This is a genomic window from Alphaproteobacteria bacterium (assembly GCA_016699305.1).
GTDB lineage: Bacteria > Pseudomonadota > Alphaproteobacteria.
This window is the reverse complement of sequence record CP064970.1, coordinates 2,034,953-2,060,775: the sequence shown is the minus strand read 5'-3', so window position 1 is coordinate 2,060,775 and position 25,823 is coordinate 2,034,953. Positions and strand designations below refer to the sequence as shown.

Genomic DNA, 25,823 nt, shown 5'->3' with positions numbered 1-25,823 from the left:
AGGCTGATGGCCAATTCGTTGATTTGCTCGAACTCTGACGCGACCGCCCCTGACGCCCCCATCAGCGAGGACTTCAGGCGGACACCGGCGTCTTCAAGATCGGCGAAGGCCTTGGCGGCCATCCCCACCCCTGCGCCCAGGCCTGCCGCCATCGGCACCGCGCCGCGCGAGAAAGCGTCCATGGATTTTTTCCAGGTCTTGACCTGGCGACGCATGTCTTCCAGCGGTTTCGACAGCTTATTGACCGCCATAAAGACGACCTTAAGCGTTGATTGCTGCGTCATGCGGTTAACCCTTTGCTCTGGGCGGTATGGATGCGGTGCGCTTGGGCTTCCAGGTCCATGGCCTCATCCAGCGGGAGATCGAAGATATCCAGCGGAGAAAGCCGCCAGAACCATGCCGTATCGTAAAGACGCTCGATCAGCTGCTTGGCGTTGTCGCCGCATCCGAGTTCAGAAAAAAACCAAGGATTTCGAACCCCAGCGTGTTGAAATCAACAGGGTCCAAAAGATCGACGGAGGATGTCGGAATCTCGGCCAGGCGCGAGATATAGGCCGCGACGATCCCCGCTTGGAGCGTGACCGCCTGATCGGCACCCATCTTGTAGGGGTACCCCAGCTCACGCACGTCTTTTCCCATGGGGCGGCGCAGCTTGATCTGCGTCACGCTTTCTCCGGAGGCGGTGATGGGAACCGCCAGGTTGATCATGGATTCCTTGCTCATGCCAAGAACTCCCCGCGCGCGCCTTCGAAGTTCAGTTCGATGGTGCCGTCATCGGCCTTGGCCGAAGCCTGGTCCGTCAGATAAGCCCCCGACAGAACATAGACCTTGCCGTTGGCCAGTTCCGCCGTCACCGTCATCTCGGTATTGCCGATGATCTTGTCCAGAGGCAGGGTGCTCGTGAATAGAGCCGTCACCTTCACATAGGGCGCTTCGGCGGTCTCTTTATAACCGGCGGGGCCGCTAAGCCCCATCACCGTCTCGCGTTTGAGGCTTGTGATGGGAACTTCGACGTCACCTTTGACCTGGAGTTGCTGGCCGTCCACTTTGATAAAGCAGACACCGGCGATGCGTTTGTTGGGCATGGATATCTCTCCTTAGGCGGCTAGAGCGGCGGGGTATTGCAGGCGGAACTGGTTGAGCACCGCAAAGACGCGCAGCTGGTTGACGTAGTCGGGACCCATCAGCACGTCGAGGCGATTGGGATCGGTGATCGGTCGTTCGACGATAAGTCCGGATTTGAACGCATCGGCGTTTTCGACGATGCCCAGGAATTCCAGCTCTCGGTAGGCCGAGATCAGCTCGCCCTTGACGATGGCGGGGGTGACGATGGCCGCGCCTTCGCCAAAGCGCGTGCCGTCATTGGCCAGCTTGTGACGCGCATATTTTTGCGTGACCCGCTGACGCAGGAACCGCAGGACATAAGCCGATGTGTGCAGGGTTTCGCTGTCCAGATAGGACGGATCGGCCTGGTTCCATAGGTTCTTTTGGTAGGTCGTGATGGCGCGTTCGATCCGCACCACGCCATCGCTGGTGGCCTTGAGCGTCGCGATCCCGGCATTCAGCAGCGATTGGCGTTCCGTGGAGATGAATTGCTGGCCGTCGATGGGGGCGAGGACGCCGGTCAGCTCTCCGGTCTGCGTCGGACGGGCCGGATCGATGCGTTGGAATACAGCCGAACGCGCGGTGAATGCCGCAGACACCTCCCAGCTTGGCGTGGGGACACTGGCCTCGATCCCCGCGACGGACGCATGCTGATCGTTGCGCGCCGAGCTGAAGGTTGTCAGGGCCGACAACGTGCCGCGCTTGGCGCTGTAAACATGCCCGTAAATCTGACGCAGATAGGACCAACGGCCCGTGGTGTCGGACATTTCGGTCTTCAGGGCGTCCAGGCTGGTCGTATCCGTGAACGGGAAAGCGATGAAATCGAATTCCAGATCGCCCAGTGCCGCGATGGCCGAGGATAGGGTCGGCGCGCTGGCACCGCTGGCCATCGCCGTGATCGTCGCGGTGACGCCCGGAGGGGTACGTTCGCCGCCCAACAATCCGCGATAATTCAGCTGGATCATGATGTCGTTGCCGGTCTCGCCCTTCCAGCGCGCCGTCACAGTCACCGTGCCTGTGGATGAGCTGGCCGTGACAGGCAGGTCCGCCGCCGCGTTGATGGCGGCGGCCAAGGCCGTGGCAACGACCGTGGCGGTGTCGCCGGATGCGACTGCCGCTTGGACACGCTGTCCCGCGATATAGATCGACAGCACCCCGGCGGAAGTCGCCGTACCGCTGATGGCGATGGTTCCTGTGGCGGCCACGCCAGCGCCCGGCTCGTCTAAGGGCAGAATCCAAATCTCACCCAGGGGATCATTGGCCCTGGCCATTGTGTACATGCGCGCCAGCATGGAGCCGCGCCCGCATAGATTGATCGCGTCGCTTTCGCTGCCGACGACGACGGGCTTGTTCGAGATGCCGACACCGGCGGTCAGCTTTTGGCCGATCAGCAGGGTCTTATAATTCTGCGCGAAATAACCCGCCTGGCTGTTGTCCATCTCGGCATAGAACAGAGGCAGGCGGATATTGGACGGGATATTGTTGAACGGCACGGTCATGGCGGAGTCTCCCTTTATTTACGGCGGGGATTGATGGCGGGGCTTTGTTCCTCGGCGGCCTGCTCGGGCGGCTCGGATATGACGACCTCGCCGGTTTCAATGCGGCGCAGCCAATAGATATGGTCGTCCACGAACCGGCCCTCGGGCGGCAAAACGCCACCTTTGTCGGTATCGGGAACATCCAGGCCAGGGGCCGGTTTGACATAAATCTTGGGCATGACGGACGCTCCTAAGCGGGGGGTAAGGGGATGCGGGTCTCGTGTTCGATGCGGCCATCCGGGCCGGGATATCCGCCGTGGTAGCCGCCTAGTTCAGGATCGGTCACAGGCGGCGTATTGGGATCGGCGGCGGGATCGATCATGTCCATCTTGATCCGGACCTCTTCCAGATCGCCCAGTGCCGCCAGATCATCCGCCTGACGGCTTGGCATTTCGGCCTCGCTGACCATCGAAAAATCCAGGCGGTAGAACATGCGCGCGCGGTCCATCGCCAACAGGTCGCCGCCCTCATAGGCGATTGGTCCGTCGTCCGCAGACGGCTGCCAGCCCAAAATCGCGCGCCAGACATCCGTTCGCAGGGCGGTAAGCCCCACCCGCGCGGTCTGTCCGCGCTCATCCGCCGCATTCGATACGCCCACCATCACGGCAAAGCGCTCGGTCAATCGGATCGCTGTGACGTTCTGGGCCAGCATCTCGGCTTCGTCCGCCATGGGCACGACCCATGCCGCCGGAAGCTGCAGGGCCTCGGTGTCCATGGCCGCCTGAAACTCCGCCGCGCCCGCGACCCTTCCGGCAAAGGATGTCGCCTTCAAGCGGAGGGCCTGAATGATCATTGCAAGGTCAAGCATGGTCTTATCGTTTCTCGGTGATGCCGCGACGCACCGCGTCCATGATGGCGGCCTCGGCTCGGGCCTTGCGCTGCGCCATGGAGTCGGTCATGTAATTGCCGCGTGGCGAGATGCGCCAGGGCGTGGCATCGGCATGCTTGCGATGGGTTTTGCTGCGGCCCGATCGACGCACGCCGTAATGCAGAAGAGAGGGATAAAAGCCGTCGGTCTTGAACGATCCGTCCTTGGGATCGCGCGGCGAGACCACGACCATGAAACCCGGTTGGCTGACCCTGTAGGTGATGGATCGGCGCAACGCGCCCGTGGCCATCGCCGGATAAGCGCCGGCCCGACTGGGGCCGTGTCCGGATACCAATTGCCGCGCGCCTTTTTGGACGTCGCGCCCGATCTTGATCATGGCGACGCGCATGAAACGCCGGTCGAAATGGTGGCCCGAATACCCTGCGGTCGAGATGTCGATCCCGAAAAGCGCGGCTGAATACGGCATCAGATAGCCCCCAGTTCCTCGGCCTCGATCACTGTGAAGTGATCATGATTGACCATCGGCGACACACGGCGCACCCGAAAGCGACGTCCACGCCACTCGATGACGTGGCGCGCGGTGATCTGTTCGGTGCTCGTTCTAATGACAAACTGATGCGTGACGGTTTTATCGATCTGCTGCGCAGCCATATAGGCCGCCCCGACAACCGGCGTGGCCCATGCCCACACGCGGACAGGCACGCCGAAATCCTGGTCGACGCCGTAAGCTCCGTTTGGCGTCTCGCTGACAGCGCGGATATCGATGCGTTGGCGCAGTTGGCCAGCACCAGGGACTTTCATGACTAAACCCTGTTAAGCGAGGGATGGGACGATATAGGGATCGATGAGGCTGTCGCTGACGCCAGAAGGCAGAAAGCTTGCTGTCGCTGTCTCCCCGCGCAGTACCGTCTCGCGGTGGTCATAGAGCGTGCCTACAAGCAATTTCATCCAAGAAAGGATGGGAGCAGGCACCTGGATGTATCCTGTCTGATAGCGAATCTTGACGCAGGCTTCGCGACGTAACGTGTCGGGCCAGGTCTTTCCATAAACAGGCGTTAGCCGCGACAGAACGGAGCCTGGCACAATCTCATAATCCGTGGACGGCATGACCGTGCTTACCCCGGAAGGATCGATATAGGTCAACGATGTGATGCTGGGGTTGGGCGGCTTTGGTAAATCGATGGGCGATCCTCTTGTTGGAAAATCCGCCAAGAGCAATTCCCATGTCTGTTGGCCAAGCGCTCGGCCTGTGCAATCTTCCGCGCGCTGTCTTGCTGCGCGGATCAGTTCTTCGATCACAACGTCATCGTCGGTCGTGTCGACGCGCAGATGCGCCCGCGCTTGGGCAACCGTCAAAGGTTCCAACGCCGGTGGCGTGATCAAGACGAGTGCCATGCTGGATTATTTCTTGGACTTTTTGACTTGTTTCTGGATGGGTAATGTGTTTTTTCCATTGGCTACCTGCCCATTAACGTCGCTGTTTTCTTCATTCGCCAGCGCATCAGAGGGTTCGGCGGCGGGATCGATCTCGAGATCGTTGTTTCCCGCCAGGTCCCCAGCGTCGCTGTTTTCTTCAACCACCAGCGCGGTGCCTGCGAGTTCGGACAAAGCCCAGTCTTCTTGAATCGCCACAAGGGCCAGGTCACCTTCCACGATTTCGCCAAAGACAAAATCGCGTGGATGCACCTGTCCATCTGGAACGCCCTTGAATGGCTTCTGTACAGTGGCTTTCATCGGAAACCTCATAAGTAAGCAAGTCGGGCGCGGCATAGACCGCGCCCGATGCGATGGAATGGAAGGATTACGCCTGGTTGGCCTGCGGCTGGATAGCAGCATGGCCGCGCAGCAACATGGCGCAAATCGGCGTTCCTGTTCCATGGGTGCCGGAGAAGTCGGCCAGGAGTTTGAGATAGCGCTTGCCGCCCTTATAGCCGAAGCGATAGGCGGCAGGCGATGCGTGGGCGCTCGTCAACGCCTTAATGATTCCCGTGCCCGTCACCGTTACGCCGTTCATGTCAGCAGTTGTGACATCAACATAACTCGAATTGTCGTCGCTATGGGTCAGCTTGAACTCAATTTTATTGGTGGCATCGAACGTGATGCCACCAGCGGCGATGCCAAGTAGGATTTCAGCTGCGTCATAGCCCTGAAGATCGATGGCCGCCGGGATGTTATCGGATGTCATGCCTGCGGGTCCGATGATCTGGACAAGGCTGGTATCTGAGTGAAGGTCTTGCATGGAACGCTCCCTATGAATGGTGGATGATCATGGGTGGGGAGACCCATGGGCCTCCCCATAAGATGGCGATTAGGTCGAGCACTTCAGAAGCTTGATCGCCTCGAAGTTCTGGATACCGCCGCCGACACGCTTGGTCGTGTAAAACAGCACATTCGGCTTCGAGGTGAATGGGTCGCGCAGCACCCGGATTCCCACGCGATCCAAGATCAAATAGGATCGCTTGAAGTCCGCCAAAATAACTGGGAAAGCGTTCGCCCCCTGCGACGGCATGTTGTCATCCGTATAGACAGGCTTGCCCAAGATCGTGCTGGGCGCATCGGCCATTGTGGGTGGTGCCCACAAGTAGTTTCCTTGACCGTCCTTCATTTTGCGAATGGCTGCCAGGACAACATCCGACATCAACCAAGCCGCGCCTGAACGGTACCCCTGCTTCAGGGAATGGTAGAGATCAATCAGAGCATCGGCAGGAGCGGAACTGGCGAACGCCGCCGCCGCGCCGGTGATGGTAAAACCAAGGCTGCCCCAGCTATAGCTGCTATTGGCCACGGTCGGATAGGACAAGAGGCCACGTGGTTGCTTGACACCGGTGCCGGAGATAAAAGCGGCCCCTTCTTTTTCGGCAAAGACCGTAGACACTTCGTTAGCCAGCCATTGCTCGAGATTCATGCTTGCATCGTCCAGCGCAACGGTGGTGGCCCCCGGCTGGGCATAGAGTTCGGCAACGCCGAATTCCAACGCCGACAGTCTGGGCGTAACGGTTTCGGGGCGAGACTCTTCCTCGGCTACCCATCCGGCAGTGGCCCCGCTTTGGTTAATGAGTTTCCTGTAAATGGGCGCGCTAATTGACATGACCGTGGCCAGGCCACGCATAGCTGATACCGTGGTCAGAACGCGGTCGATAGCCTTTTCCATTTGTTCGGGAACAACATAACCGCCATCGGGATCAGAACCGGTGACCAGCTTAGCGGAGACTTGCATATCGCGCAGCTCCGCTTCCCCTTCACCTTTCCGGAACCACTGGTTAAAGGCTTTTTGATGCGCCGCCTGGGCAGGGTCCAGCGCTGCGCCGCCGGGAGTTCCCAGACGCTGCGTGGCGATAGCCGTATTCACGCGATCCAGCTCTTTTTGCAAGGCGCTGATTTCGGCATTGATCCGATCCACTTTCTCGGTTCGGACCACGTCAAGCCCCTTACGCAGGTCGGCTTGGGCGGCGCTGTTCTCGGTTTTGAACGCCTCGAATGCGGCGTTCAATTGGTTCAGCAATTCAACGGGGTCAGACATATAGGCTCTCCTTTGAGCGAAGGGTGGATATGGCCTGCGTGATCGCATCGGCCAGGGCATTGCCAGCGCAAGGCATGGCGGGATCGGCAGCGCCAGGCATGCCGGAATTTGCGTCGCGCATCAGTTGGCGGCGCTGCGAACGAGGCAGACCGGCCTGCGCGAGGATAAGATCGATCTTGTGCCGAGCGGCAAGATCGGCGCGCGCTGATGCACGCGCATCGACCGATGCCTGGGACTCAATGACATCATCGGCAAAACCTTTGGCTACGGCGTCAGAAGTCGTCAGCCAGGTCTCGGCATCCATCATGGCGGTAATATTCGTAAGGTCATCACCGGTGCGTGCGGCATAGACCTCGGCCATGGATTTATCGAATAGCTCCAGAGTGGCGGCCAGATCGCGCATGTCATGGCGGTTCCCAATCGCCAGAGACCAGGCGTTGTGGATCATGATAAAAGCGCCTTGGCCTATCTCAATTCTGTCGCCCGCCATGGCGATGACAGAGGCAGCGGAAGCTGCTAACCCCATCACGCGCACGGTAATATCACTGGGATGCTCACGCAGCAGATTGTAGATCGCCACGCCTTCGAAGAAATCTCCGCCGAAGCTGTTGATCCGCACCGTTACCGGACGATCACCGATGGCGCGTAAGGCGGCGGCGCAGCGCTTGGCCGTGAATCCCTCGCCTGTCCATGGGTCTTGGCCGATCACGTCATAGATCGAGATTCCGCCATCATCGGGCGCGGCGGCGCAGGGCTGCCAGCGCGACAGCACATGCGTGGGAACGTCCCAGCTATAGCCTTTGGGGCGCTCAAAGGCCTGGAAAGATGGTAGGGAACGGCGGCTCATGGGGCAGTGGCCTCTTGAGATGTGGCTGGTTTGGGTTGGGAAACTGGGTCCATGCTGTCGGCCCCAGGATCATCTCTACGGCCCATTTCCTGCAGGCCTCGTATTTCATTGGGCGTCATCCATGGCCGATGACCACCGGAACCCAACGCCTGGGCAAAGAAGGTGGCCTGGTCTGCCAGTGTCCCACGCAGTAGGCCGCGTTCGTTGAACTTGGCCTTGTAAACGCGCTTTTCCGTAGAAGTCAGCAGACTGCGGCGGATGGTCTGTTCCCAGGCAGTGAACCAGGGCTGTAGCGCGTGCTGGACGAAGTAAATCCCGAGCTGCTCGATGCCCGATCCCCAACTGGTATCGTCCATCATCAGCAGGGGGCGGGGGACACCAAAGACGCGCGCGATCTCCTCAATCTGATGCCGCCGGTTTTCGATGTGCTGCGCTTCGGCTGAGGTCGTCGAGAACCTCTCGGGCTTCATCCCCTCTTCCAAAATCATCCACTTATGGGCGTTTTCGGCCCCGGCGAACCTGTCCTCCATCGACTGGCGCAGAAGGGCCTGCGCTTCGGGCGACAATTTATGGGGATGCGTCAACGCACCCCCGACCATCATGCCGTTACTAAATAGCCGGGCGGCGGCGGTCTCTGCTTGGAGCGCAAGGCCAATGGCCTCACGCGCCAGCTTGGTACGTGATAGGCCAAGGATGCCGTCATAAGACAGGCCACGCAGATGAAAAACATCGGAGGCGGGCAGATCGATGACCCGTCCATCTGACCGGGTGTAGTGATAGACAATGCTCCAATTCGCCTGTTGTTCGGGCTGAACGCGCTCAGGATCGATCGGTATCAGGGCTGACACACGCCCCCGCGACCGGACAATCATGGCATAAGCGTTGCCATGCACCAGGGCGCGCATCTGCATCAAGGACCGAAACTCCATGGCCGACTGCCAGTCGTTCGGCTCGGCATAGAGGAGGTCGTAGAGTGGGTGCTCGATTGCCTTGCGGCTTTGGTCGTCGTCCTCGTAAAGATGCAGCGGCAACATGCCGATGGCTGAAGAAATCAGGTCCACGCAGCGAAAGACCGCCGTGTTATGTAGCGCGGAAAGCGCTGTGACATAAACGCCGGAAGCGGTTTGCGATCCACCGCGCAGATACTCCAGCAGATCGGGATCGTACAAACTTGTGAATGTGGCTCCCGCCGATGCTTGGACATTCTTATGCTGGAGACCGGCAAGCGCAGCACCGATCCGGGAAAGCAGACTCATATGTTGCTCTCTCCCCTAGACCATAACGATGCCGCGCGTTTCATAGACTGATGGGCCTTGCACTTCCGGGTTAAGCCCCATCAACGCGGCGGCATTGAACGCCGCCATCAACGGGTCGATCTTGGCCACCCCGGCTGCCTGCTTGGTGATGATAATCGCGTTTCCGCGCGGTTCGACTTTGGCATTGCCAACAGCCCAGGCCATGATCCTTTGCCCGGCGTGCCAGGCCGTGCCGTCCGCCAATTTGCGTTCGAGCGTCTTGATAGCTCCGGTCAGTTTCCAGCCCTGGGGGATGCCGACGATCTTGTCGCCGTTCACACCGCGTTCGTCCAGCGCGTCCACAATCGCGCCGATCCCAGCAGGATCAAGGCCGACCCTGTCCATTTTACTGCTTTCTTTGACTTGCTCGACGATATCGGCGATCTGCGCGATGTCATCTCCCAGACGCTCAACCAAGATCAGATCGCCATCTCTTGCAAAGTCGTGTAGGCGCGCGGCTTCGGACTTACGGCGCTCCAGCACCGAGGGATGTGCGAAGGCGCGCGTCCACAGCAGCCAGTCTCGCGTGTTCTTGTCGCGGCCACACACGCAGATAGCCAACAGATCGTCCAGGCCGCCGCCATCAATGCCGATGGTGATGACATCCGAGCGTTCAATCAGCTCCTCTAGTGTCAAACCCTCGAGTGAGCAGCCTTCCCAGTAATCTGCACCCGCCCAGCGGTCGGACTGCAGGGCCAGACCAATCTCAACATTCAAATGTTGCGACGCCCAGCGGCGAAGCTCCGCCTCACCAGCCGCAACGGCGGCCTCGTAATCTGGGATCAAGCGTTCGACCGATATCGACTTTCCATTGTTGGGCGTGACCATCCACCAATTGGCCGGGTTGCGCCAATCGATCCCCTCAGGGAACTCATACAGGATCGGCAGCAGGGGAATTCCGTGAAGCCGTCCATCCCGCACCGCGCGCGCCTTCGCCAGTTCCGCCGCAAAGACACCCGAAGGCGGTCTTTCGCTTTGCGTGGTGACGCTAATAAGGAATCCCTCAGGCTGCGAGATCAAGCCTCCGCGCAACTGGCCGATTACCCTGTCGGCATTGGGATAAGCTGCGATGACGTGCAATTCGTCCAACAGGATGCCGACAGGTTTGGAGCCTGTGATAACCTTTGGATCGAAGCTCTTGATTTTCAGAAACGCGCCGGTCGTGCGGTAGGTGATCTGTTTTTTGTGATCCTGTATATGACACTTGGCTTTCAGAACCGGATCGGCTTCGATCATCCCCAGAGCCTGACTATAAGCCAGGCTGGCGATCTCAATCGTTGGAGCGATCAGAAGTAACTCGGCGCGCGGGCGGGTATTGTGAAGCAACGCCGTTACCATAATCCCTGCGCTGCCGGTGGTTTTGGAATTCTTCTTGGGAACTAGGCAGAAGATTTCACGGATATGCCGTGTCCTCGATGATGCGTCCCACGATCCATAAAGGGCGCGGACCATATCGCGGAACCACTCGCCGCCCGCATCGCGCAGCATAGGTTGGCCCGGAACATCGGGTAGACGCAGACGGTTGAAGATTTGTACGCCGCGTTCGGCTTCGGCCATATTCAGCGGTAAATTTGGCAGTAGGGACCGACCCGAGCGGAGACGATCCGCCCAGTCCGGACATGATAAATCCCAAGCCATCAGTTCAGCAGTCCGGCCCACTCCGTACCCTGCTCGGCATTCTGGGCGGTGATATCGGCATGCTCTTTTTTACCCAAGTCATCGGCTGGGGTCGATGCGGGACGAAACATTCCCAGGTGCTGGCCGATTTTGACCAAGGCCGCCAACTTGTCGTGCAGTTTCACCTTCAGGCTACCGTCTTTGCCTTGAGTGATTTCGGCAATGGCGGCGGCGGCCTCGTCGTTGAGCTGATCGCTGTCGACCAGAAAAACCTGATTGATGTCTCCGTCGTCGCTTTGGTTCCGGCACCAGCGCACCACTTGCCTGATATCGGAGAAACCCAGCTTGGCCAGTTCGGCCAGGACCATATCTTGTGTGACTCCGCTGCGCGATTGTACCAGAGCGCTGCGACGTTCCATCTCGGCGACCACCTTAACAGACCTTAACAGGCGCGAGGCCTGATGCACAGCTGTCGCGGCGCTATAGCCAGCAGAGATAGCTGCCTGTTTTCCATTGCGATTCTCAAGGTAGGCATCCACAAAGCGGCGCTGTCGATCTGTCAGAGAGCTTAACATCGATCTCCCCACCTAAATCCGGGCAAAAAAAATCTGCGCGTGGGATGGATGTGCGGTCCAGGGCATTAGGAGCGGTAGACTTTCTGCCCCCCTCCCCCCGCCAGACTGTCGGCATCACCCTCTCGCGCCCACGCTTGGCCTGATGGCACAGGAAGCACATAGGCTGCCAGTTACGCGCATCCCAGAAGAGTTCCGGGTCGCCGCGATGCGGCTTGATATGATCCACCGTATTCGCGGCCTTGCCGCACGCCACACAGGCATAGTTGGCGCGTAGATAAGCGTCCCGCGCCCGGCGCCATTCGGGCGTGTGATAGATCGCACGCGCCGCCTTGGTCCGTTTCTCCCACGCTTCCCGCCGCTCGGCTTCGGTCTGCATGGGACGCCGCACCGCGCGCAGATCGGCACACGCGACCCGCGATGTCAGGCAGCGCAGCGGCATCAATATCCTCAAGCTTTTAGGATGATCTCAATAAAAAAGGCCGCTCGGGGCGACCTCTTCACCGGCACTTCGACCAGCGTGACAAAACTGTGCCACGAAATGTTACAAGTCGCAAGCACGATCTCAACGGCCAATATGTTACGTGTACGGATTTATGAGAAAGTGTCCGAGATGGGCCATAAATAGGCGTTGCCGTCCGAATTATATCCGGCTAATATTATCTTATGGATCGTGACGATCTGTCCGCGCTGGCGGGACCCAGTAAATCTCTTGAGGAGATATGACAATGACCACCAACGCCGCAGCCGATTCGATTCTAGATCGCCTAGACACAGCCATAAAAAACAAAACGCCCGACTGGCGCGGATTAGCACAAGAGTTTTGCGATGGCGAATGGGGAGAATCAGAAAAATATATCAAAGATATGTCCAACAGATACGACAATACCTTTGTTGCTCCAAAATGGATGACCAGTGGAGATCAGCGTCGCGATGGGCAGGAGGCATACGGCTCTAACTGGGTAACAGGCCTGCCGGATGGCGGAGCGATAGTTTGGGGTAACATCCCCCCAAACGGCTGCAAGCTATTTATCGTTGGATTAGAGGATGTAATGCATGTAGGCCGATTAGCTTATGCGACGAACGGCTACCCTCTATAGGGAGGGCAGCTATGAAATTTATCGAAGAAAGAGCCCGGGATGACCTTGTATTTGATCCACTTCCTGATTCGTGTTGGATCAGTGTGGACGACAAATTAGGCATCCTCGTCAGCGTCAGATATAGCGAGCCACTCAGCCGTCTCCTTCGTTTGTTGCCGAATAGCAAATGGGAGGCGGAATACAGGCGCTGGAGATATCCTTTCTCATCCGGCGATGCCATCCGCCGCGCCATCCCAGAAATTGAGCGTCTTGCTGCTCTGGCGCACGAGAAGTCCGAAAAAGAAACAGAACTGCGCGAGGCTCAAAGAGCCAGCGTTACTCAAATTAAAAATGACGAGCGGAGAGCACGGGAACGGCAGATCGCCATGGCACAGCCGCGGCCTTTGCAAACACAATTCCTTAATGTAATTACGGGGCGGCCACGATTTGCCATATCTCTTGAGGCAATTGGCGACAACATGAAAGCCCTTGGACCCATGGTCGGCTTTCGATCCCGCAACTGGGTCGCACGCATATTTGGCTCTGATGGCCGCGGCGGATGGGCAAGAGTATTTGTTAGTGGCGCGAAGGATTACTGTAGATCAAATTCCGTTGGATCACGCGGGATATATGTCACTTATTTCTTAGAAGAAGGACCGATTTACGAGGTAAGTTCACCACAGTCATGGAACTCCACTGAGCGATATTTTCTCCGGATCACCAATAGTCAGCCACAGCGTCTCACCAAAGAAGAGGTTGAGCAATGTCTCGTAAAATAGGACTCGGCGTTGATGTCCTGACTGCGGCGCGAGAAAGAATCGCTTGGACGTTCGACACATTTGAGCGCATTTACGTTAGTTTCTCTGGCGGGAAAGATTCAACCGTCATGCTGCATCTGGCGATGGATGAGGCTCGGATTCGGGGACGTAAGGTTGGATTGTTGTTTGTTGATCTTGAAGCTCAGTATCGCTTGACCATTGAGCATGTCGCCGAATGCTATGACCTCTATCGAGAGTTGGTCGATCCCCATTGGATTGCGTTGCCGTTGATCCTCCGTAATGCAGTTTCGCAATACACACCACGATGGACTTGCTGGGACCCATCCGCCCGCGATTTATGGATACGCGAGCCTCACCCACAATCTGTTAAGAGCCCAGAAGCATATCCTTGGTTTCGACACGAGATGGAGTTCGAGGAACTCGTTCCAGCTTTTGGCCACCATTTTGCCGCTGGGAAATCAACTGCCTGCCTTGTAGGCATTCGCGCTGACGAGAGCCTTAATCGATTCCGCACACTCATTATCGACAAGACGCGGTTCGAGGGGCGCTCATGGACGACATCATGCGGTGGGCCGCTCTGGAACATATACCCGATTTACGATTGGCGGACGGAGGATTTATGGACCTACCACGCGAGAACAGGAATGCCCCATAACAAGCTTTATGATCGAATGCATCTTGCTGGACTGACACCCCATCAGATGCGTATATGCCAGCCCTATGGCGATGATCAACGTAAGGGGTTGTGGTTATATCAGGTCATTGAGCCCGAGACATGGGGCAAAGTCGTAGCCCGCGTCAACGGTGCCAACAGCGGCGCTCTTTATGCGCAGGAGCGCGGCAATATCACGGGGGTTTCTAAAATCAAGAAACCTCCCGGCCATACATGGGAGAGTTTTGCCGAGTTACTTCTAGCATCCATGCCTGCGCATACAGCAGAGCATTATCGTAATAAAATTGCCGTCTTCATCAAGTGGTACGAGGACCGCAGCTATCCGAGCGGCATCCCCGATGAAGGGGAGATGAATGATCGCAAAAAGCCAAGCTGGACTCGCATCTGCAAGGCTCTTCTGAGAAACGACTATTGGTGCAAGGGGTTAAGTTTCTCGCAAACAAAGAGCGAGTCGTATGAACGCTATCTCAGTGTCATGAAGAATAGGAGGTTACGATGGGGGATATAGCAGCATTGAGCGCGGCTTTGGTCGAGGCCATCTCTGTACTGCCACTTGACCAGCGGGTTGCTGAACTCAACCGCGTGCGCACAGAACTACATTTGGTCAGCCCATTTTCTCAGGAGCCAGTCGACCTAATCCTTTGGGTTAAAGCTGAGGAAATCGAAGCGAACGATTACAATCCGAACAAGGTGGCCCCCCCAGAAATGCGCCTCTTGGAGCATTCAGTGCGCGAGGATGGATATACGCAGCCAATTGTCACCTATGCAGATTCCGATGATTCCCGTACAGTGATCGACGGGTTTCATCGGAATCGCGTCGGACGCGAGACTTTAGATATACGGGATCGGCTGCACGGCTATCTGCCGGTCACTACAGTGAATACTGACCGTACGTCCAGATCAGATCGGATCGCCGCTACAATCCGCCATAACCGCGCGCGCGGGCGGCATATGGTTTCAGCCATGTCGGACATAGTCATAGAACTATCCAAGCGCAATTGGGACGACAAGCGGATCGCCAAAGAACTGGGGATGGATACGGACGAAGTACTTCGTTTGAAGCAGATCGGCGGATTAGCTGAGCTATTTTCAGACCGAGATTTTTCTGAAGCATGGGACACACAATGAATAAGCTGCGCAAGCCTGGCCGGCCACAGATGATGGAGGGCGGAAAATCGATAGAGGTCTATCTGTCCGAGGCGGACCGTGCGTTGGCGCGGGAGATCGGCGGCGGAGTTATCAGTGTGGGCATTCGTTTGGCGCTGGCTGCGGCGAGGCGGCTCCGTGCCAAATCGCGGTGAGCTCACGCGCTCTCGGGCGCATCTTATCGCTGCGTCCAGAGACTACCCCGGCGCGTGGCGTCAGTACGACGCCTATCGCCAAGATCGCGGGAGAGGGCTGCCAGACTGGCCGGAGTGGTGCTACTGCCCTATGGCGGCGGCCTACGCCATAGTCAGCGGGGGCGGCCCTCACAGGCTCGGCGTGGGTGATATCGCCGGGGTGAGTCGCCTCGCGGCGCTGGCTGCCTGGCGACCAACGCAGGGTATCTACCGCTATGATCCCGCGCTCTACGCCGCCCTGGCCGACACGTCGATCTCGGGCGACCTGCCATGCGATATTCTCTACCACCTTCCAGAGTGGTGTGTGTATATCGACACGCCCGGACAGCAGGCCTATGGGGACCGGCTGCACGGATTTTTTGCACATCTTGAACGCGACGCCAACAGCGGGATCGAGGAGCTGCGGCTATTGTTGGATACCGATGCAGGCCTGCATCCGCAGCCCCTGCATTTGGGGGCATGGACGCTGGATGAGGCCATCACTCGCGCCATCGAGTTGGCGCAGGCCAATGTTCGATCCATCGCCCCGCCGGTCCCTGATCTCCCGCCGTCGCTGGGCGCGGACATACGTCAAACGGTCGAGCCGCTGATATCCCTACTGCTGTATCTATGCGCCGACGATGCCGAGATCGGCGATAGCACACGCCGTCCGGCCTATCCTCGTCCCATCAGGACCAAGCTGGGCTGGCGTCTATTTGCACCGGACCAGCCCACGATATGGGATGTTGGCGTCCGCCTGGGCGCGGCCCTGCGGCGCGCTTACGCCCTGCACGATACAGACCAGTACGAGATCGACCCGCAGACAGGCCGGACCAGGCCCCGCGCCCATATCCGCCGCGCGCATTGGCACACCTATCTCGTCGGCCCAGGCCGAACCGCACGCTGCCTGCGCTGGCTACCCCCAATAGCGGTCAACGTCGATGATGTGCCTGATCACGCACCACCCTGCCCACCATGAATCTCTTGATCCGACAGTGCGACCAGCAACCGATAGATCGCGCGCATCTTGGCTATTTGATCGTCAGCGGTGCTGCGGGTCATTTTCCGCTCATTGACCCATCGCGGATAATTTTCGATGCGTTTTTGCAGTTCACGGTGCGCGCACTCAGCTAGGTCTTTTCTGCTGTACATCATCCTTCCCCACAGTTCGGACGACACAAGTAATTCCAGCGATGATCCGGTATGAACTCTCTGCGACAGCGCAGGCACAGTCGTGGGGGACGCGCGGCTGTCTGCTCGGCCTTAGGCACCCAGTAGCGCAGGGAGTGCCGCACTAGAGACGACTGCAGCCGTAAATCCGGGTGCGTGCGGTTAATCAGGCCCTCAAAGTGAAGCCGAGCCAGAGCCTCCTTTGTGACCCTATCGAACGGGATCGGCGCGATGGCATGGGCGATCTCATCCGTGTTCAACCACCTTTCCTTGGGCATCAATACCAGCAGCTTTTTGGCTCTCTGCCTCCATGCGATTCTACGCGCAGCCATCGCTAGACCCCATAAAACCGCACCAGATCGTCCAGGGCATGGCACAGATCGGTCACGGCAGCGGCCTGGCGTTGAGGGCGATTGGTCCAGCGGCGATCCTGATAGGCGTCCAACAAGGGCCGGTCGATCAACACTACGCTGACCAGCATATCCGATAGACGCCCTCCCACGGCCTTCAGGGCCTCGCGCAGACGCATCTCGGCATAGGCCTGCGCCTGGCTGGCTTGGGCGGTGTTGCCGCCGCCCTGCACCCGCATCAGCCGCGCCAGAAAGCCGCCGCCGGGCCGCTCAAAGCCACAGGCGCGCCAATCGGTGTACAAGAACCCTGCCGCCTGATGCTGCCGCTGGGTGATCATCCCCTGGCGCAACAGGCGGTCCACGACGCGCTGCGACAGCACCCGGCGGTGGATGACCGTCACGTTCGGTTCGTGCGGGTCGCATTCGGCTACCTTGGGCGCGTCCGCCTGCCGCGCGGCCTCGGGAGTCCCGTAATCCACTGACACCGCGTCCAACCTCAAGCTCCGCCGACGCCGCGCCATCAAGCCGCCTCCACCGTGATTTGCAGCCCATCGCCCAGCACACGCCGCAGCAGGTGGCCGTAATTGGTCTCGATCCAGTCCCGCGTGAACAGCTTGGGGACCAACAGGGCCGATCCGTTGATCCGACAGCCGCGAAACCAGCGGCGCGCGTCCTCAGCCCCAATCTTGGCGCGGCGCAGCGGCTCGCGCAGCTCGTCTGGGATGCCGTCCAGCAGATCATGGCTGGTATCAGGATCGGCGGCGGCATCGATCCCGCCATACCCGCCCTCGCGCAGTTTGGCGAAGTGATCTGGATCGATGATGAAACCCAAATCGGTTTTCCATCCTCGCGGATTTTCGCCGGTCAAAAACGAGCTGCTGCCCACCCGCGCCATGGCCCGGCGCCAGCCCTCCATCCCGCCGCATTCGGCAATCCGTGCGGCCAGCTGCCGCCGCCGACCGGGGGTCAAATCCAAAACCTTGATCAGCCCCGCCTCGACCGCCATCGCGTTCCAAGCTGCCACGGCCTGGTCCAGCGGGTCAGGCGGTTTATTCGATCCGGATTGATCGTCGGATGGATGGGGGGGTGGGTCGAGCGCGCCCGCGCGCTCCCCCCCTGATGGTTCTTGATGGTTCAATGATGGTTCTATAGTAGCGGATGCTGATTCTGCACCCCCCTGGTGCAAATCCTGCACCCCTTGGCGCAGATTCTGCACCGGTGCAAATCCTGCGCCCCCCTGGTGCAAATCCTGCACCCCTCCTCCCAAAGCATGGCCGGAATTCCTTGCATTTGCAGGGTTTGCAGGGGTGCAAATCTTGCGGGGGTGCAAATCCTGCACCCCATCACCCGATGAGAGGTGTCCAGCGGCATCCAATGGTCGCCACGTCTTGGGATTGGTGATCGTATAGACGCTGCTCGATCCCGGTTTCTTTTCCGTTTTCAGGTAACCATTCTGCTCCAACGCGCGGATAGCATATTGGGCAGTTCGCTCACTAACCGAACACTTCAAGGCCACGTTGGAAATGGAGGGCCAGCAGACACCCTCGTCATTGGCATTGTCCGCCAGCGCCAGCAATACGATCTTTTCTTTTTGCGGCAGCGGCGCATACCATGCGGCCGACATCAATTTGATACTCACACTGCCCTCCTATTATTTGCCGATTATCCTCAGTGGCACGCCCCAGCCGCGCAGGGTGGCTTGAACCTCGTCCAGGCTGCGGCATAGGGCGGCATGGCCGCGCCACAGGACCGTTTGGCCCAGGAAGGCGTCCTGTTCCGCCGTCAGGCGGCCTTTACCGGCCTTCATCTCGATCCAGCCGTGGTCGATATAGGCTGCGTTGATGGGGGTGGCATCGACATGCCACTCGATCAGCAGATCAGGGACACCAGCGCGGACGCCCATGCTTTTGAATATCTTGCCCTCCGCCGGGCTTCGTGCCCCGCCATTCGGGACATGACAAAACCGCGCGCATCGCGGGTCCAGCGCAAGGGTCAGCCACCTGGCCACTATCCGCTGCATGTCCTGCTCGGGGCGGCGCATGGGCTAGTTCGCCTTCTCAGTCTGGTGTCGTTCTATCGACGCAAGCCTGCAGCTGACGTCCAGGGCCTTTGCTATCAAAACTAGGACAAAGATGTCCCTTTCTCGTAGATCATCCATCTGCTTATAATCTTGCCACAAGGCGGTAACAGGGTCAGATTCCAGCGGGTTGTCTGATGTCGCCGCCAAACGCGCTTCGATCAACCGGATGCATTTGGAGAGATCCATGTCAGACGCCCCCTTCCTGATCTATGATTGTCCCCACTGCCTGCAGCCGAACGCGCGTTTTACTCTGGTGCAAGAAATGCCGCGTTATGAACGCGACCCGAGCCGCGGCATGGTTTCTTTCTGGCGATGCAGTCTGTGCGGCCTGGGCATGACGGCTTTGAACAAAGAGAGCGTTCAAATCATCTTTTCCAATAAAAATAGCTTTCCGAGGCGGCACAATCCAAAGATTGGCATCTCGGCGTTGCGCGAGACCTGGCCCAAGCCCTACTGGCACGACGCGCCTGGTTATTTGTCGGACGGAGTGAAAAAGCTTTATCTGGAGGCATGCGAGAATAGAAAGCGTGACAACCTGAACGGTGCTTGCATGTTGTTTCGACGGACGCTGGAAGTGGCGTTGAAGACAGCGTATCCGCACCCCGACGATACGCCCAAGCACAGCCTTGATCTGAAAAAGCGCATCAAATGGTTGGCGGGTAACGGCGTTCTGACCCGCAGTCTGTACGAATGGGCCGATGAAATTCGTGAGCTTGGCAACGGCGCCGCGCACAGTATAGAAACTCCCTCCGTCGCAGCAGCCGAAGACCTGGAAACCTTCACACGGCTTGTTCTGCAATATGTGTTCACATTGCCCGAAGCCGTACGGCTGCAACGAGAGCAGCGAAATCTTAAAGAAGCTCAAGCGGTCTGATTCCATCATTTCCCCCGCGCGGCGGTGTGGTCGTGCTGGGTCAGCCAATCGCCCAGCTCGGCGTGCAGATGGCGCGCGCGGTTGGCGACGTTGGGGCGCTCCAGGTGATCGACGTGCCCGTCGCTGAGGGCGTCGCCCAGAGCGCAGATCAGACGGCCAACGTCTTTATTCAGGTGCAGATCGTCGGGTGCGGCGGCGGTGCCGCTGCGCGACGCACCATCCAGCCCGGCCAGGCGCAGGACGTGGTTCACAAACTCCGGCCCCAGCCAGGCCGCCAGCCGCAAAAATTTATACAGGCAGGGCGCTTGCTGCCCCAAAACCCAGGCTTCCAGCGTCCGGCGTTCCACATCCAAGATGGCGGCGGCCTCGTCATAGCCATATTCGCGCCGAGGGCCGATGCTCTGTCGCAGCGCCTGGGACACCGCGTCTTCCACCGCCGCGCGGCTGATCGACTGGATGTGGATCGTCATGGTTGGCAGCCTTTCAATTTGTGGAAAATCCTGGGGAGCCGGTCAAAACGCCTCATGTCTTTGCCCTCCGGCTGCGGGTAGGGTGTTTCTTGGATACGGGGGGTGTCGGCGGGGCAGATGGCAGGCCGAAGAAATCTTCCGGACGCACCGCCCCGCCGGTCGCATCGACAATCCGCGCCATGACCCGTCTTCCGGGCACGCGCTGGCCGTGGATGTATCGGCATATAGCGGCTGGCGACACGCTAACGCTGGCCGCGAATGCGGCGCGCGATGGGTAGTTTCGATCAATATAGACAGCGAGGGCGTGAGTCATGTTTGGACGTTACCATCTTGACAATGAGAGTCAACAAATAAAATGCCCTAATGGTAATTTCAATTTTACCTCATCTGATTACAATAATGCCATGACAAATCGCATAAAAGAACGGCGCGAGGCTAAAGGTTGGTCGATGCAGCGCCTCGCCGACGAGATCAACCCGCCGACCTCCGCGCCTCAAATACTACGCCTAGAATCGGGCGAGAGACGCTTGACTATCGAATGGCTTGAGCGGATTTCGAAGGCTTTGGAATGCAAAATATCAGACCTTATGCCAACAGAGCTAGACGATGCTTTGGCGGATATGGATCTTAGCGTTATGTCTGCGATCATCACGGCTGTCCGCAAGAAAATCGTCGAAGAGAAAATGGAAGTCGATCCCGAGCAAGAGGCTGATTGGATTCTGACGATATACAAGCAGACCTTGGACACGAACGGGAGTGATCGTGAACGGATCGTCGAGAATGGCCGCCTTATCGCTGATAATGTTATTAAATTCCATAAGATACAGTCTGCCCAAAATGCACTAAGTGGGCCTGCACCGCGAAAGTCGTCCGACCGCTAAGCTATCGCGATCCGATCAACCGACCCAACCACGCCAAGGCGTTCGGACACTGGCTCTGCGGTAGATCGGCAATGTCCTCGATTCCCATGCGATCCAGCAAATCGGCCATGATCGCATCGGCTGGTCGTTTATGCATGTGCGTGATCTCTCGGATCAAGAGGCACAGAGCGCGGCTCTGCGCCAGCGTGATAGGACCGTCATGTGATTGCGGAGGGTTTGAACGCACAACAGTCTCGAGAAATTGATGAACAGCATCATCGTGTCTCCCCATTTTCTTGCTCCGTCTTAATAGGTTCGGGTTGCAACCAAGGGAATGGTCTGTGATGCCCGTAAGTCGGGCGCGTGTGCGACTGTGCCTTTTGGATTTCCTGAAGGATGGCCCAAGCCCCCGCTATTCCGTAGCGGATTTCAAGGGCTTCAGTGAGTTCTGTCTCGGCATCCATGAGGCGTATTATGACGGAACAGTTGTTAATGATGGGTTAATTTATTTGACAGATTATCGATTATCGGCAATCTTTTTTGTGGGCAACTAAAACCGGAGGGAATGAAAAATGATTACAGCCAAGCAAGTGCGTATGGCGCGCGCCGCCATGGACTGGACCATCGAAGACCTCGCCGGTACCGCAGACCTGGCCCCCAGAACGATTCAGCAGGTCGAGCGCGGCGCGGGAAACGCCCAAGAAACCACGCTTCGCAAGCTGCAAGAGACGTTCGAAAGTCGCGGCCTAGAATTCACACCCGATAACGGCGTGCGCGAGCACGACCGGACAGTGACGATCCTGGAATCGGAGAACGCCTATCTCGACTTGCTGGATGACGTTTCCCGCACGTTGGGCGATACGGGCGGCGAGGTCTTGATTGCATTCAACCAAGGCAGCCTTTCGACGCAGGAAGTGGTGGACCGATGGCTGCGTATGCGCCGCGCTGGTGTGCGTGTCCGTGCGCTATGCGATGAAAACGACAGCTTCCATCGGACGCCCCTGAAGGAAGTCCGCCTGGTGCCCAGCCGATATTTCATCAATCAGCTAAGCTTGCTCTATGGGAATAAGGTTTCTTTCAATGTGAATGGGCGCGTGGCAAAAAAGATCATCCTTGTGGAAAACGAGCTGATCGCGGCCCAGCAACGCAACATGTTCGATTTCTTCTGGCACAACGGCAAGATGCCCAAGGAAAGCACCTGCCCCGAGGACCAGAGGTATGATGCGCTGCTGAAGGGGTGATGCGACAAAGCTGCGCGCGGCCTGGGCGGGGTTACAAGTGGCAAACAATGATACCCATGATAAACCCGGAGACCGCCGCCAAAGCATAGGCGAATATGAAGGCTGATTTGTTGTCTGACATAATACCGCTCCGCGCTGGTGGCCGGAGGCTAGAAACCGTCACAGAGCAACGGCGTGCGCGCCTTTAGGCTTTCGCCCTGGACATAACGCCACCCTCCGGCCAGAGGCGCGGATGGCAGTCCCGACGAATCAGGACTGCCGCTCTGTGCGGGGTTTCTAGGCCCCGTGAAGGCACACGCCTTCGCGCAAACAGTAGGATGCGGTGGGGTTTGGGTCAATATTTAGGCCGAGACCTAACGACCCCTCACAATTCTCGCTTAGCAGTGCCCAGCAAGCCCTTTGTGGGCTTCAAATTCTTTCTTGGTCGGGAATAAGGATTTTGCATCCTCACTAACTTGAGGCCCCATCAAACGGCACCGATGGCGCGAAGCACGGCGGCTGGCTCTCGGTCGATGACTTGTAGCAGGATGCGCGCCGCGCGGCCTGGCATGCGGCGATGTTGTTCCCAGGCATGCACAGCGGTCACGTCAAACCCAAACCGCTCGGCGAATTTGGCTTGGCTCAACCCCAGCCGCGTACGCAGCCGCGCCACGTCAACCAGCTTAGGGACGCTGGCCGGCTGATAGGACGGAAGCTCGATCTCGCCGCGCGCATGGGCCAGAGCCTCTTTCAGGCCGCGCTGGACGGACCGGCCCAGAGGCGACGAGCGCGGCTTAGTGCCTTGTTTCTTCATCGGCATGGCGATATTCCTCCTTAATCAGGGTTGCATACCTGGACCAGGCTTTCTTTTCCGATGGGTCTAGGTCCTCTTTTTCCGCCTTGGCATAGACGGTCAGCAGATAGATCGTCCCATTCCCACCCAAGACGAAGTAGATCACGCGCGCGCCGCCGCGTTTTCCCCTACCCGGCAATGCCCAGCGCAGCTTCCGCAGACCGCCACTGGCTGGGATAACGTCCCCGGCATCGGGCAAAGCAAGCAGTGTGTCTTGCAATTCCGCCAGATCGTCCTCGTCCAACAGCTTTTCCGCCCTACGGTCAAACTCTTTGGTGCGTATGATCTTCATGGCTTGACTATAAGGCATTGTCTTATAGCTGTCAACTATATGTTACACGTATGTCAACTGATTGTTACGCGAATGTTAACTGCTTCCTCTTTGGTGCGTATGATCTTCATGGCTTAACTATAAGGCATTGTCTTATAGCTGTCAACCATCTGTTACACACATGTCAACTATTTGTTACACGAATGTTAACTGCTTCCTCACTAGCCCCCTTCCCCCAGCGACAAACTGACGCATGGCTTGGCGACGATTCCTGCCCACCGAGCAAGTGTCGGAAAACAATGGAATTACCTTTATGGAAATATTCTATTGACTCGCATTGTCGTTTTGGTAATATGAGGCACGCCAACCAGTAAGTGGGCGGCGAAACATGGGATGCCCGACGATGATGACGACCGAACTCATGGTGCGATTTTCGATGGCGGCGAAGGATGCGGCCGATCTGCTGCTGCGCTCGGCGGCATTGCGGCGGCAGGCGGATGCGCACAGCCAACGCGCCGCCGCCCTCATCGCCCAGCGCGACGCGGCCCAGCCCATGCTGGTGCGGTGCCTGTCCGCGCAGGACAAGGCCGCCATCGCCCAATACCGCGACAGCGTGATCGACGAAGCGCGCATCGTCGGCAGCCAGGGAGGACGCTGACATGTTCTGGAGAATTTTCGACCTCATATCCACCCCGGTCATGATTGCCTGCCTGCCGCTGGGTGTCTGGCTCAACTGGGATATCGGGAAGCTCGCCATCCAATCCAGCTCGATCGAGACGCTGGTTATGGCCGTGGTGCTGACCCTGGCTCTGTTTTTCTGGGTATGGGCGTATTTCACCTCGCCCAAGCCCGCCCCCACTCAGATCAAAACAGAGGGCGCGGAATGACTACCGCCACCGCCTGCTCGTTCTGCGCCAAACGCCATGACCAGGTGGCCGTGTTGGTCACCGCCATCGATGGCTCGGTGGCGATCTGCAATGTCTGCGTGGGGCAGGCCGACAGGATCATCCGGCGCCAGTACCAAGGGAAAGATCAGTCCAATCTCAACGTCCGGCGGCTCGCGCTGGGCGGCAGCATCACTACGGAAAAGGGAGACAGACCATAATGGATAATACCCCCACGCCTGCCGCGAACGCTGGCGAAATGCGATCATTCAGCCACTTCCTGGCTGAACACGAAGACGGCGAGTTGAATAACGAACTCACCGAGACGCTACGCCAGATCATCGGCGAGCTTTCAAACTACGCCCTGGATCATGGTGGAAAACCCAAAGCCATCTTAGGCGTCGTCTTCCAGATATCTCTTGATAACGGTGTCCTTGAAGTGACTGGCACGATCAAGAAACAGATGCCGCAGCCGCCGCGCGGCAGAGCTGTCTATTGGGCGACGCCGAATAATGGTCTGACAAGGCGCAACCCACGCCAAGGCGAACTGCCCTTCTTGCGAGACGTCACGGGGCAAAACGGCACCGCGATCAAGTCTGTCTAACCATCACCCCCCTAAAAAAGGAATCAACCATGAATAAAATGACCAGCGAATGCGCCACAGAAACCGCCGCCCTGGCGGCGTGGCTCGAAGAAAAACTGCAAGCAAGGACACTGAGCATCAGCGACGGCTCAACAGATGGTCAAACGCATGAGGTTATGATCTTGCCACAAGGGCAGAGCGTCGCATCCATCAAGCCGCTTTTGGATGAGTATCGAGCGGCTCCAGAGCGTCGGCAGGGCACAGCCCATCTTGACACGCTGGATAGCTTTATTGCGCACGTCAACCGCTTTAAGGATGACGATAGCGTTGTCTTTGCCAATATCAGCACGATAAAGCCATCTATCCTTGCGGTGCTGGACTATCACTGCAGAGGTGCAAAGGGGTCTCCACGCTTTGGACGCCACAGAGCCTCTTATGCCTGCCCGTTGTCGGAACAATGGGGAGAGTGGGGCGCATCGAATGGCAAGAAGATGAGCCAGGTCGACTTCGCTGCTTTCATTGAAAATCGCATCGAAGATGTCATCCCGCCGCCCGATCTTGATCCGAAGGAAGACGCAGACAAAAGCCTAACAGACCTATCCCGCCTTCTTGGCGGTAAGTTTGCTGGCCCACATGGACTGATGGAACTGTCTCGCGGGATTTCCATCAACGAGTCAGCCAAGGCAACACAGGCGGTGAATATCGCGTCAGGCGAAGCCACGCTGCAATACACCAGCGAACATCAGGATGGGCAAGGCCAGCGCATTCAGGTGCCGAACTTGTTCTTGATCGCCATCCCCGTTTTTAACGGAGGAGATTTGTATCGAATTCCGGTGAGGCTGCGATACCGCCTGGCAGGCGGCAGCGTCTCGTGGTTTTACGAGATGTATCGCAAAGACAAGGTCTTTGATCACGCCTTCCGGGAAATATGTCAAGGCGCAGAAAAGGGAACAGCCCTTCCTCTGCTCTATGGCAGCCCAGAGTAACACCCAAACCAAAAACCAGGAGAAACACATGAACGCCGTGGAGATGGAGG

38 protein-coding genes are annotated in these 25,823 nt (G+C 58.2%); 14 read left to right on the top strand and 24 right to left on the bottom strand.

Annotated elements, in window-relative coordinates:
• Positions 1-420 precede the first annotated feature (420 nt).
• The 16 genes from IPI58_09920 to IPI58_09845 all read right to left on the bottom strand — a co-directional run bounded on the left by IPI58_09920 (position 421) and on the right by IPI58_09845 (position 11,764).
• Positions 421-708, bottom strand: coding sequence for a phage tail assembly protein (locus IPI58_09920; GenBank protein QQR70108.1), 288 nt, complete (start codon positions 706-708; stop codon positions 421-423).
• Positions 709-719: 11 nt separating this feature from the next.
• Complete coding sequence (locus IPI58_09915; protein ID QQR69115.1) at positions 720-1,085, bottom strand: phage tail tube protein; 366 nt, start codon at positions 1,083-1,085, stop codon at positions 720-722.
• 12 nt (positions 1,086-1,097) lie between these two features.
• Entirely contained in the window at positions 1,098-2,603 is a 1,506-nt protein-coding gene (locus IPI58_09910) for a phage tail sheath subtilisin-like domain-containing protein (GenBank protein ID QQR69114.1), read from the bottom strand.
• A gap of 14 nt (positions 2,604-2,617) precedes the next feature.
• A complete protein-coding gene (locus tag IPI58_09905) occupies positions 2,618-2,812 on the bottom strand; it encodes a DUF2635 domain-containing protein (GenBank protein ID QQR70107.1) in 195 nt (64 codons plus the stop codon).
• 20 nt (positions 2,813-2,832) lie between these two features.
• Positions 2,833-3,450, bottom strand: coding sequence for a hypothetical protein (locus IPI58_09900; GenBank protein ID QQR69113.1), 618 nt, complete (start codon positions 3,448-3,450; stop codon positions 2,833-2,835).
• Between the two features lie 4 nt (positions 3,451-3,454).
• Complete coding sequence (locus IPI58_09895) at positions 3,455-3,937, bottom strand: hypothetical protein (protein ID QQR69112.1); 483 nt, start codon at positions 3,935-3,937, stop codon at positions 3,455-3,457.
• A complete protein-coding gene (locus IPI58_09890) occupies positions 3,937-4,272 on the bottom strand; it encodes a phage head closure protein (protein ID QQR69111.1) in 336 nt (111 codons plus the stop codon). The genes IPI58_09895 and IPI58_09890 overlap by 1 nt, the downstream gene beginning before the upstream one ends.
• Positions 4,273-4,284: 12 nt before the next feature.
• Positions 4,285-4,866: a phage head-tail connector protein gene (locus IPI58_09885; protein ID QQR69110.1), complete on the bottom strand. Its 582-nt coding sequence runs from the start codon at positions 4,864-4,866 to the stop codon at positions 4,285-4,287.
• Positions 4,867-4,872: 6 nt separating this feature from the next.
• A complete protein-coding gene (locus IPI58_09880; protein ID QQR69109.1) occupies positions 4,873-5,205 on the bottom strand; it encodes a hypothetical protein in 333 nt (110 codons plus the stop codon).
• A 67-nt stretch (positions 5,206-5,272) separates the two neighbouring features.
• Complete coding sequence (locus IPI58_09875) at positions 5,273-5,710, bottom strand: hypothetical protein (GenBank protein QQR69108.1); 438 nt, start codon at positions 5,708-5,710, stop codon at positions 5,273-5,275.
• A gap of 69 nt (positions 5,711-5,779) precedes the next feature.
• Positions 5,780-7,051, bottom strand: a complete 1,272-nt coding sequence (locus IPI58_09870) for a phage major capsid protein (GenBank protein ID QQR69107.1) — start codon at positions 7,049-7,051, stop codon at positions 5,780-5,782.
• Positions 6,984-7,838: a Clp protease ClpP gene (locus IPI58_09865; protein QQR69106.1), complete on the bottom strand. Its 855-nt coding sequence runs from the start codon at positions 7,836-7,838 to the stop codon at positions 6,984-6,986. The genes IPI58_09870 and IPI58_09865 overlap by 68 nt, the downstream gene beginning before the upstream one ends.
• The gene (locus IPI58_09860) at positions 7,835-9,094 is read right to left on the bottom strand and encodes a phage portal protein (protein QQR69105.1); all 1,260 of its coding nucleotides are present in this window, start codon (positions 9,092-9,094) and stop codon (positions 7,835-7,837) included. The genes IPI58_09865 and IPI58_09860 overlap by 4 nt, the downstream gene beginning before the upstream one ends.
• 15 nt (positions 9,095-9,109) lie before the next feature.
• On the bottom strand, positions 9,110-10,774 hold the full coding sequence (locus tag IPI58_09855) for a terminase large subunit (GenBank protein QQR70106.1): 1,665 nt from the start codon (positions 10,772-10,774) through the stop codon (positions 9,110-9,112).
• Entirely contained in the window at positions 10,771-11,325 is a 555-nt protein-coding gene (locus tag IPI58_09850; GenBank protein QQR69104.1) for a terminase small subunit, read from the bottom strand. Before IPI58_09850 ends, IPI58_09855 begins: the two co-directional genes overlap by 4 nt.
• The gene (locus IPI58_09845; GenBank protein QQR69103.1) at positions 11,273-11,764 is read right to left on the bottom strand and encodes an HNH endonuclease; all 492 of its coding nucleotides are present in this window, start codon (positions 11,762-11,764) and stop codon (positions 11,273-11,275) included. Before IPI58_09845 ends, IPI58_09850 begins: the two co-directional genes overlap by 53 nt.
• Before the next feature lie 286 nt (positions 11,765-12,050).
• Here IPI58_09845 and IPI58_09840 point away from each other — a divergent pair, with 286 nt between their 5' ends.
• The 6 genes from IPI58_09840 to IPI58_09815 all read left to right on the top strand — a co-directional run bounded on the left by IPI58_09840 (position 12,051) and on the right by IPI58_09815 (position 16,151).
• A complete protein-coding gene (locus IPI58_09840) occupies positions 12,051-12,422 on the top strand; it encodes a hypothetical protein (GenBank protein QQR69102.1) in 372 nt (123 codons plus the stop codon).
• 11 nt (positions 12,423-12,433) lie between these two features.
• Positions 12,434-13,180, top strand: a complete 747-nt coding sequence (locus IPI58_09835) for a hypothetical protein (GenBank protein ID QQR69101.1) — start codon at positions 12,434-12,436, stop codon at positions 13,178-13,180.
• On the top strand, positions 13,165-14,361 hold the full coding sequence (locus IPI58_09830) for a DUF3440 domain-containing protein (protein ID QQR69100.1): 1,197 nt from the start codon (positions 13,165-13,167) through the stop codon (positions 14,359-14,361). Before IPI58_09835 ends, IPI58_09830 begins: the two co-directional genes overlap by 16 nt.
• Positions 14,349-14,981: a ParB-like nuclease domain-containing protein gene (locus IPI58_09825; GenBank protein ID QQR69099.1), complete on the top strand. Its 633-nt coding sequence runs from the start codon at positions 14,349-14,351 to the stop codon at positions 14,979-14,981. The genes IPI58_09830 and IPI58_09825 overlap by 13 nt, the downstream gene beginning before the upstream one ends.
• Complete coding sequence (locus IPI58_09820; GenBank protein QQR69098.1) at positions 14,978-15,154, top strand: hypothetical protein; 177 nt, start codon at positions 14,978-14,980, stop codon at positions 15,152-15,154. Before IPI58_09825 ends, IPI58_09820 begins: the two co-directional genes overlap by 4 nt.
• A gap of 130 nt (positions 15,155-15,284) precedes the next feature.
• Complete coding sequence (locus IPI58_09815; protein ID QQR69097.1) at positions 15,285-16,151, top strand: hypothetical protein; 867 nt, start codon at positions 15,285-15,287, stop codon at positions 16,149-16,151.
• Here the strand turns inward: IPI58_09815 and IPI58_09810 are convergent.
• From IPI58_09810 to IPI58_09795, 4 genes are all read right to left on the bottom strand, one after another.
• Positions 16,127-16,351 carry a hypothetical protein gene (locus IPI58_09810; GenBank protein ID QQR69096.1) on the bottom strand — a complete coding sequence of 75 codons (225 nt, stop codon included), beginning with the start codon at positions 16,349-16,351 and terminating at the stop codon, positions 16,127-16,129. The two genes, IPI58_09815 and IPI58_09810, sit on opposite strands and share 25 nt — an antisense overlap.
• A 325-nt stretch (positions 16,352-16,676) precedes the next feature.
• The gene (locus IPI58_09805) at positions 16,677-17,213 is read right to left on the bottom strand and encodes a hypothetical protein (GenBank protein QQR69095.1); all 537 of its coding nucleotides are present in this window, start codon (positions 17,211-17,213) and stop codon (positions 16,677-16,679) included.
• Entirely contained in the window at positions 17,213-18,331 is a 1,119-nt protein-coding gene (locus IPI58_09800) for a helix-turn-helix domain-containing protein (protein QQR69094.1), read from the bottom strand. The genes IPI58_09805 and IPI58_09800 overlap by 1 nt, the downstream gene beginning before the upstream one ends.
• A 12-nt stretch (positions 18,332-18,343) precedes the next feature.
• On the bottom strand, positions 18,344-18,733 hold the full coding sequence (locus IPI58_09795; GenBank protein ID QQR69093.1) for a VRR-NUC domain-containing protein: 390 nt from the start codon (positions 18,731-18,733) through the stop codon (positions 18,344-18,346).
• 223 nt (positions 18,734-18,956) lie between these two features.
• On the opposite strand from IPI58_09795, the gene IPI58_09790 reads away from it, so the two are divergent.
• On the top strand, positions 18,957-19,646 hold the full coding sequence (locus IPI58_09790) for a DUF4145 domain-containing protein (GenBank protein ID QQR69092.1): 690 nt from the start codon (positions 18,957-18,959) through the stop codon (positions 19,644-19,646).
• Positions 19,647-19,651: 5 nt separating this feature from the next.
• On the opposite strand, the gene IPI58_09785 is transcribed toward IPI58_09790, so the two are convergent.
• Both IPI58_09785 and IPI58_09780 read right to left on the bottom strand, forming a co-directional pair.
• Positions 19,652-20,116: a hypothetical protein gene (locus IPI58_09785; protein ID QQR69091.1), complete on the bottom strand. Its 465-nt coding sequence runs from the start codon at positions 20,114-20,116 to the stop codon at positions 19,652-19,654.
• Between the two features lie 52 nt (positions 20,117-20,168).
• Entirely contained in the window at positions 20,169-20,429 is a 261-nt protein-coding gene (locus IPI58_09780) for a hypothetical protein (GenBank protein ID QQR69090.1), read from the bottom strand.
• Here IPI58_09780 and IPI58_09775 point away from each other — a divergent pair.
• The gene (locus IPI58_09775) at positions 20,428-20,997 is read left to right on the top strand and encodes a helix-turn-helix domain-containing protein (GenBank protein QQR69089.1); all 570 of its coding nucleotides are present in this window, start codon (positions 20,428-20,430) and stop codon (positions 20,995-20,997) included. The genes IPI58_09780 and IPI58_09775 overlap by 2 nt on opposite strands.
• 551 nt (positions 20,998-21,548) lie before the next feature.
• A complete protein-coding gene (locus IPI58_09770) occupies positions 21,549-22,217 on the top strand; it encodes a helix-turn-helix transcriptional regulator (GenBank protein QQR69088.1) in 669 nt (222 codons plus the stop codon).
• Positions 22,218-22,683: 466 nt separating this feature from the next.
• On the opposite strand, the gene IPI58_09765 is transcribed toward IPI58_09770, so the two are convergent.
• Positions 22,684-23,010, bottom strand: a complete 327-nt coding sequence (locus IPI58_09765; protein QQR70105.1) for a helix-turn-helix domain-containing protein — start codon at positions 23,008-23,010, stop codon at positions 22,684-22,686.
• Positions 22,991-23,359: a type II toxin-antitoxin system RelE/ParE family toxin gene (locus tag IPI58_09760; GenBank protein ID QQR69087.1), complete on the bottom strand. Its 369-nt coding sequence runs from the start codon at positions 23,357-23,359 to the stop codon at positions 22,991-22,993. Before IPI58_09760 ends, IPI58_09765 begins: the two co-directional genes overlap by 20 nt.
• Positions 23,360-23,723: 364 nt before the next feature.
• Between IPI58_09760 and IPI58_09755 the strand changes: the two genes are divergently transcribed.
• Genes IPI58_09755 through IPI58_09735 form a run of 5 tightly spaced genes read left to right on the top strand, consistent with a single transcriptional unit; the run spans position 23,724 to position 25,773 of the window.
• Positions 23,724-23,978, top strand: a complete 255-nt coding sequence (locus IPI58_09755) for a hypothetical protein (protein QQR69086.1) — start codon at positions 23,724-23,726, stop codon at positions 23,976-23,978.
• A gap of 1 nt (position 23,979) precedes the next feature.
• Positions 23,980-24,207, top strand: coding sequence for a hypothetical protein (locus tag IPI58_09750; GenBank protein ID QQR69085.1), 228 nt, complete (start codon positions 23,980-23,982; stop codon positions 24,205-24,207).
• Entirely contained in the window at positions 24,204-24,425 is a 222-nt protein-coding gene (locus IPI58_09745; GenBank protein ID QQR69084.1) for a ClpX C4-type zinc finger protein, read from the top strand. Before IPI58_09750 ends, IPI58_09745 begins: the two co-directional genes overlap by 4 nt.
• Positions 24,425-24,808: a hypothetical protein gene (locus IPI58_09740; protein QQR69083.1), complete on the top strand. Its 384-nt coding sequence runs from the start codon at positions 24,425-24,427 to the stop codon at positions 24,806-24,808. Before IPI58_09745 ends, IPI58_09740 begins: the two co-directional genes overlap by 1 nt.
• A 29-nt stretch (positions 24,809-24,837) precedes the next feature.
• Positions 24,838-25,773: a DUF2303 family protein gene (locus IPI58_09735; protein QQR69082.1), complete on the top strand. Its 936-nt coding sequence runs from the start codon at positions 24,838-24,840 to the stop codon at positions 25,771-25,773.
• Positions 25,774-25,823 lie beyond the last annotated feature (50 nt).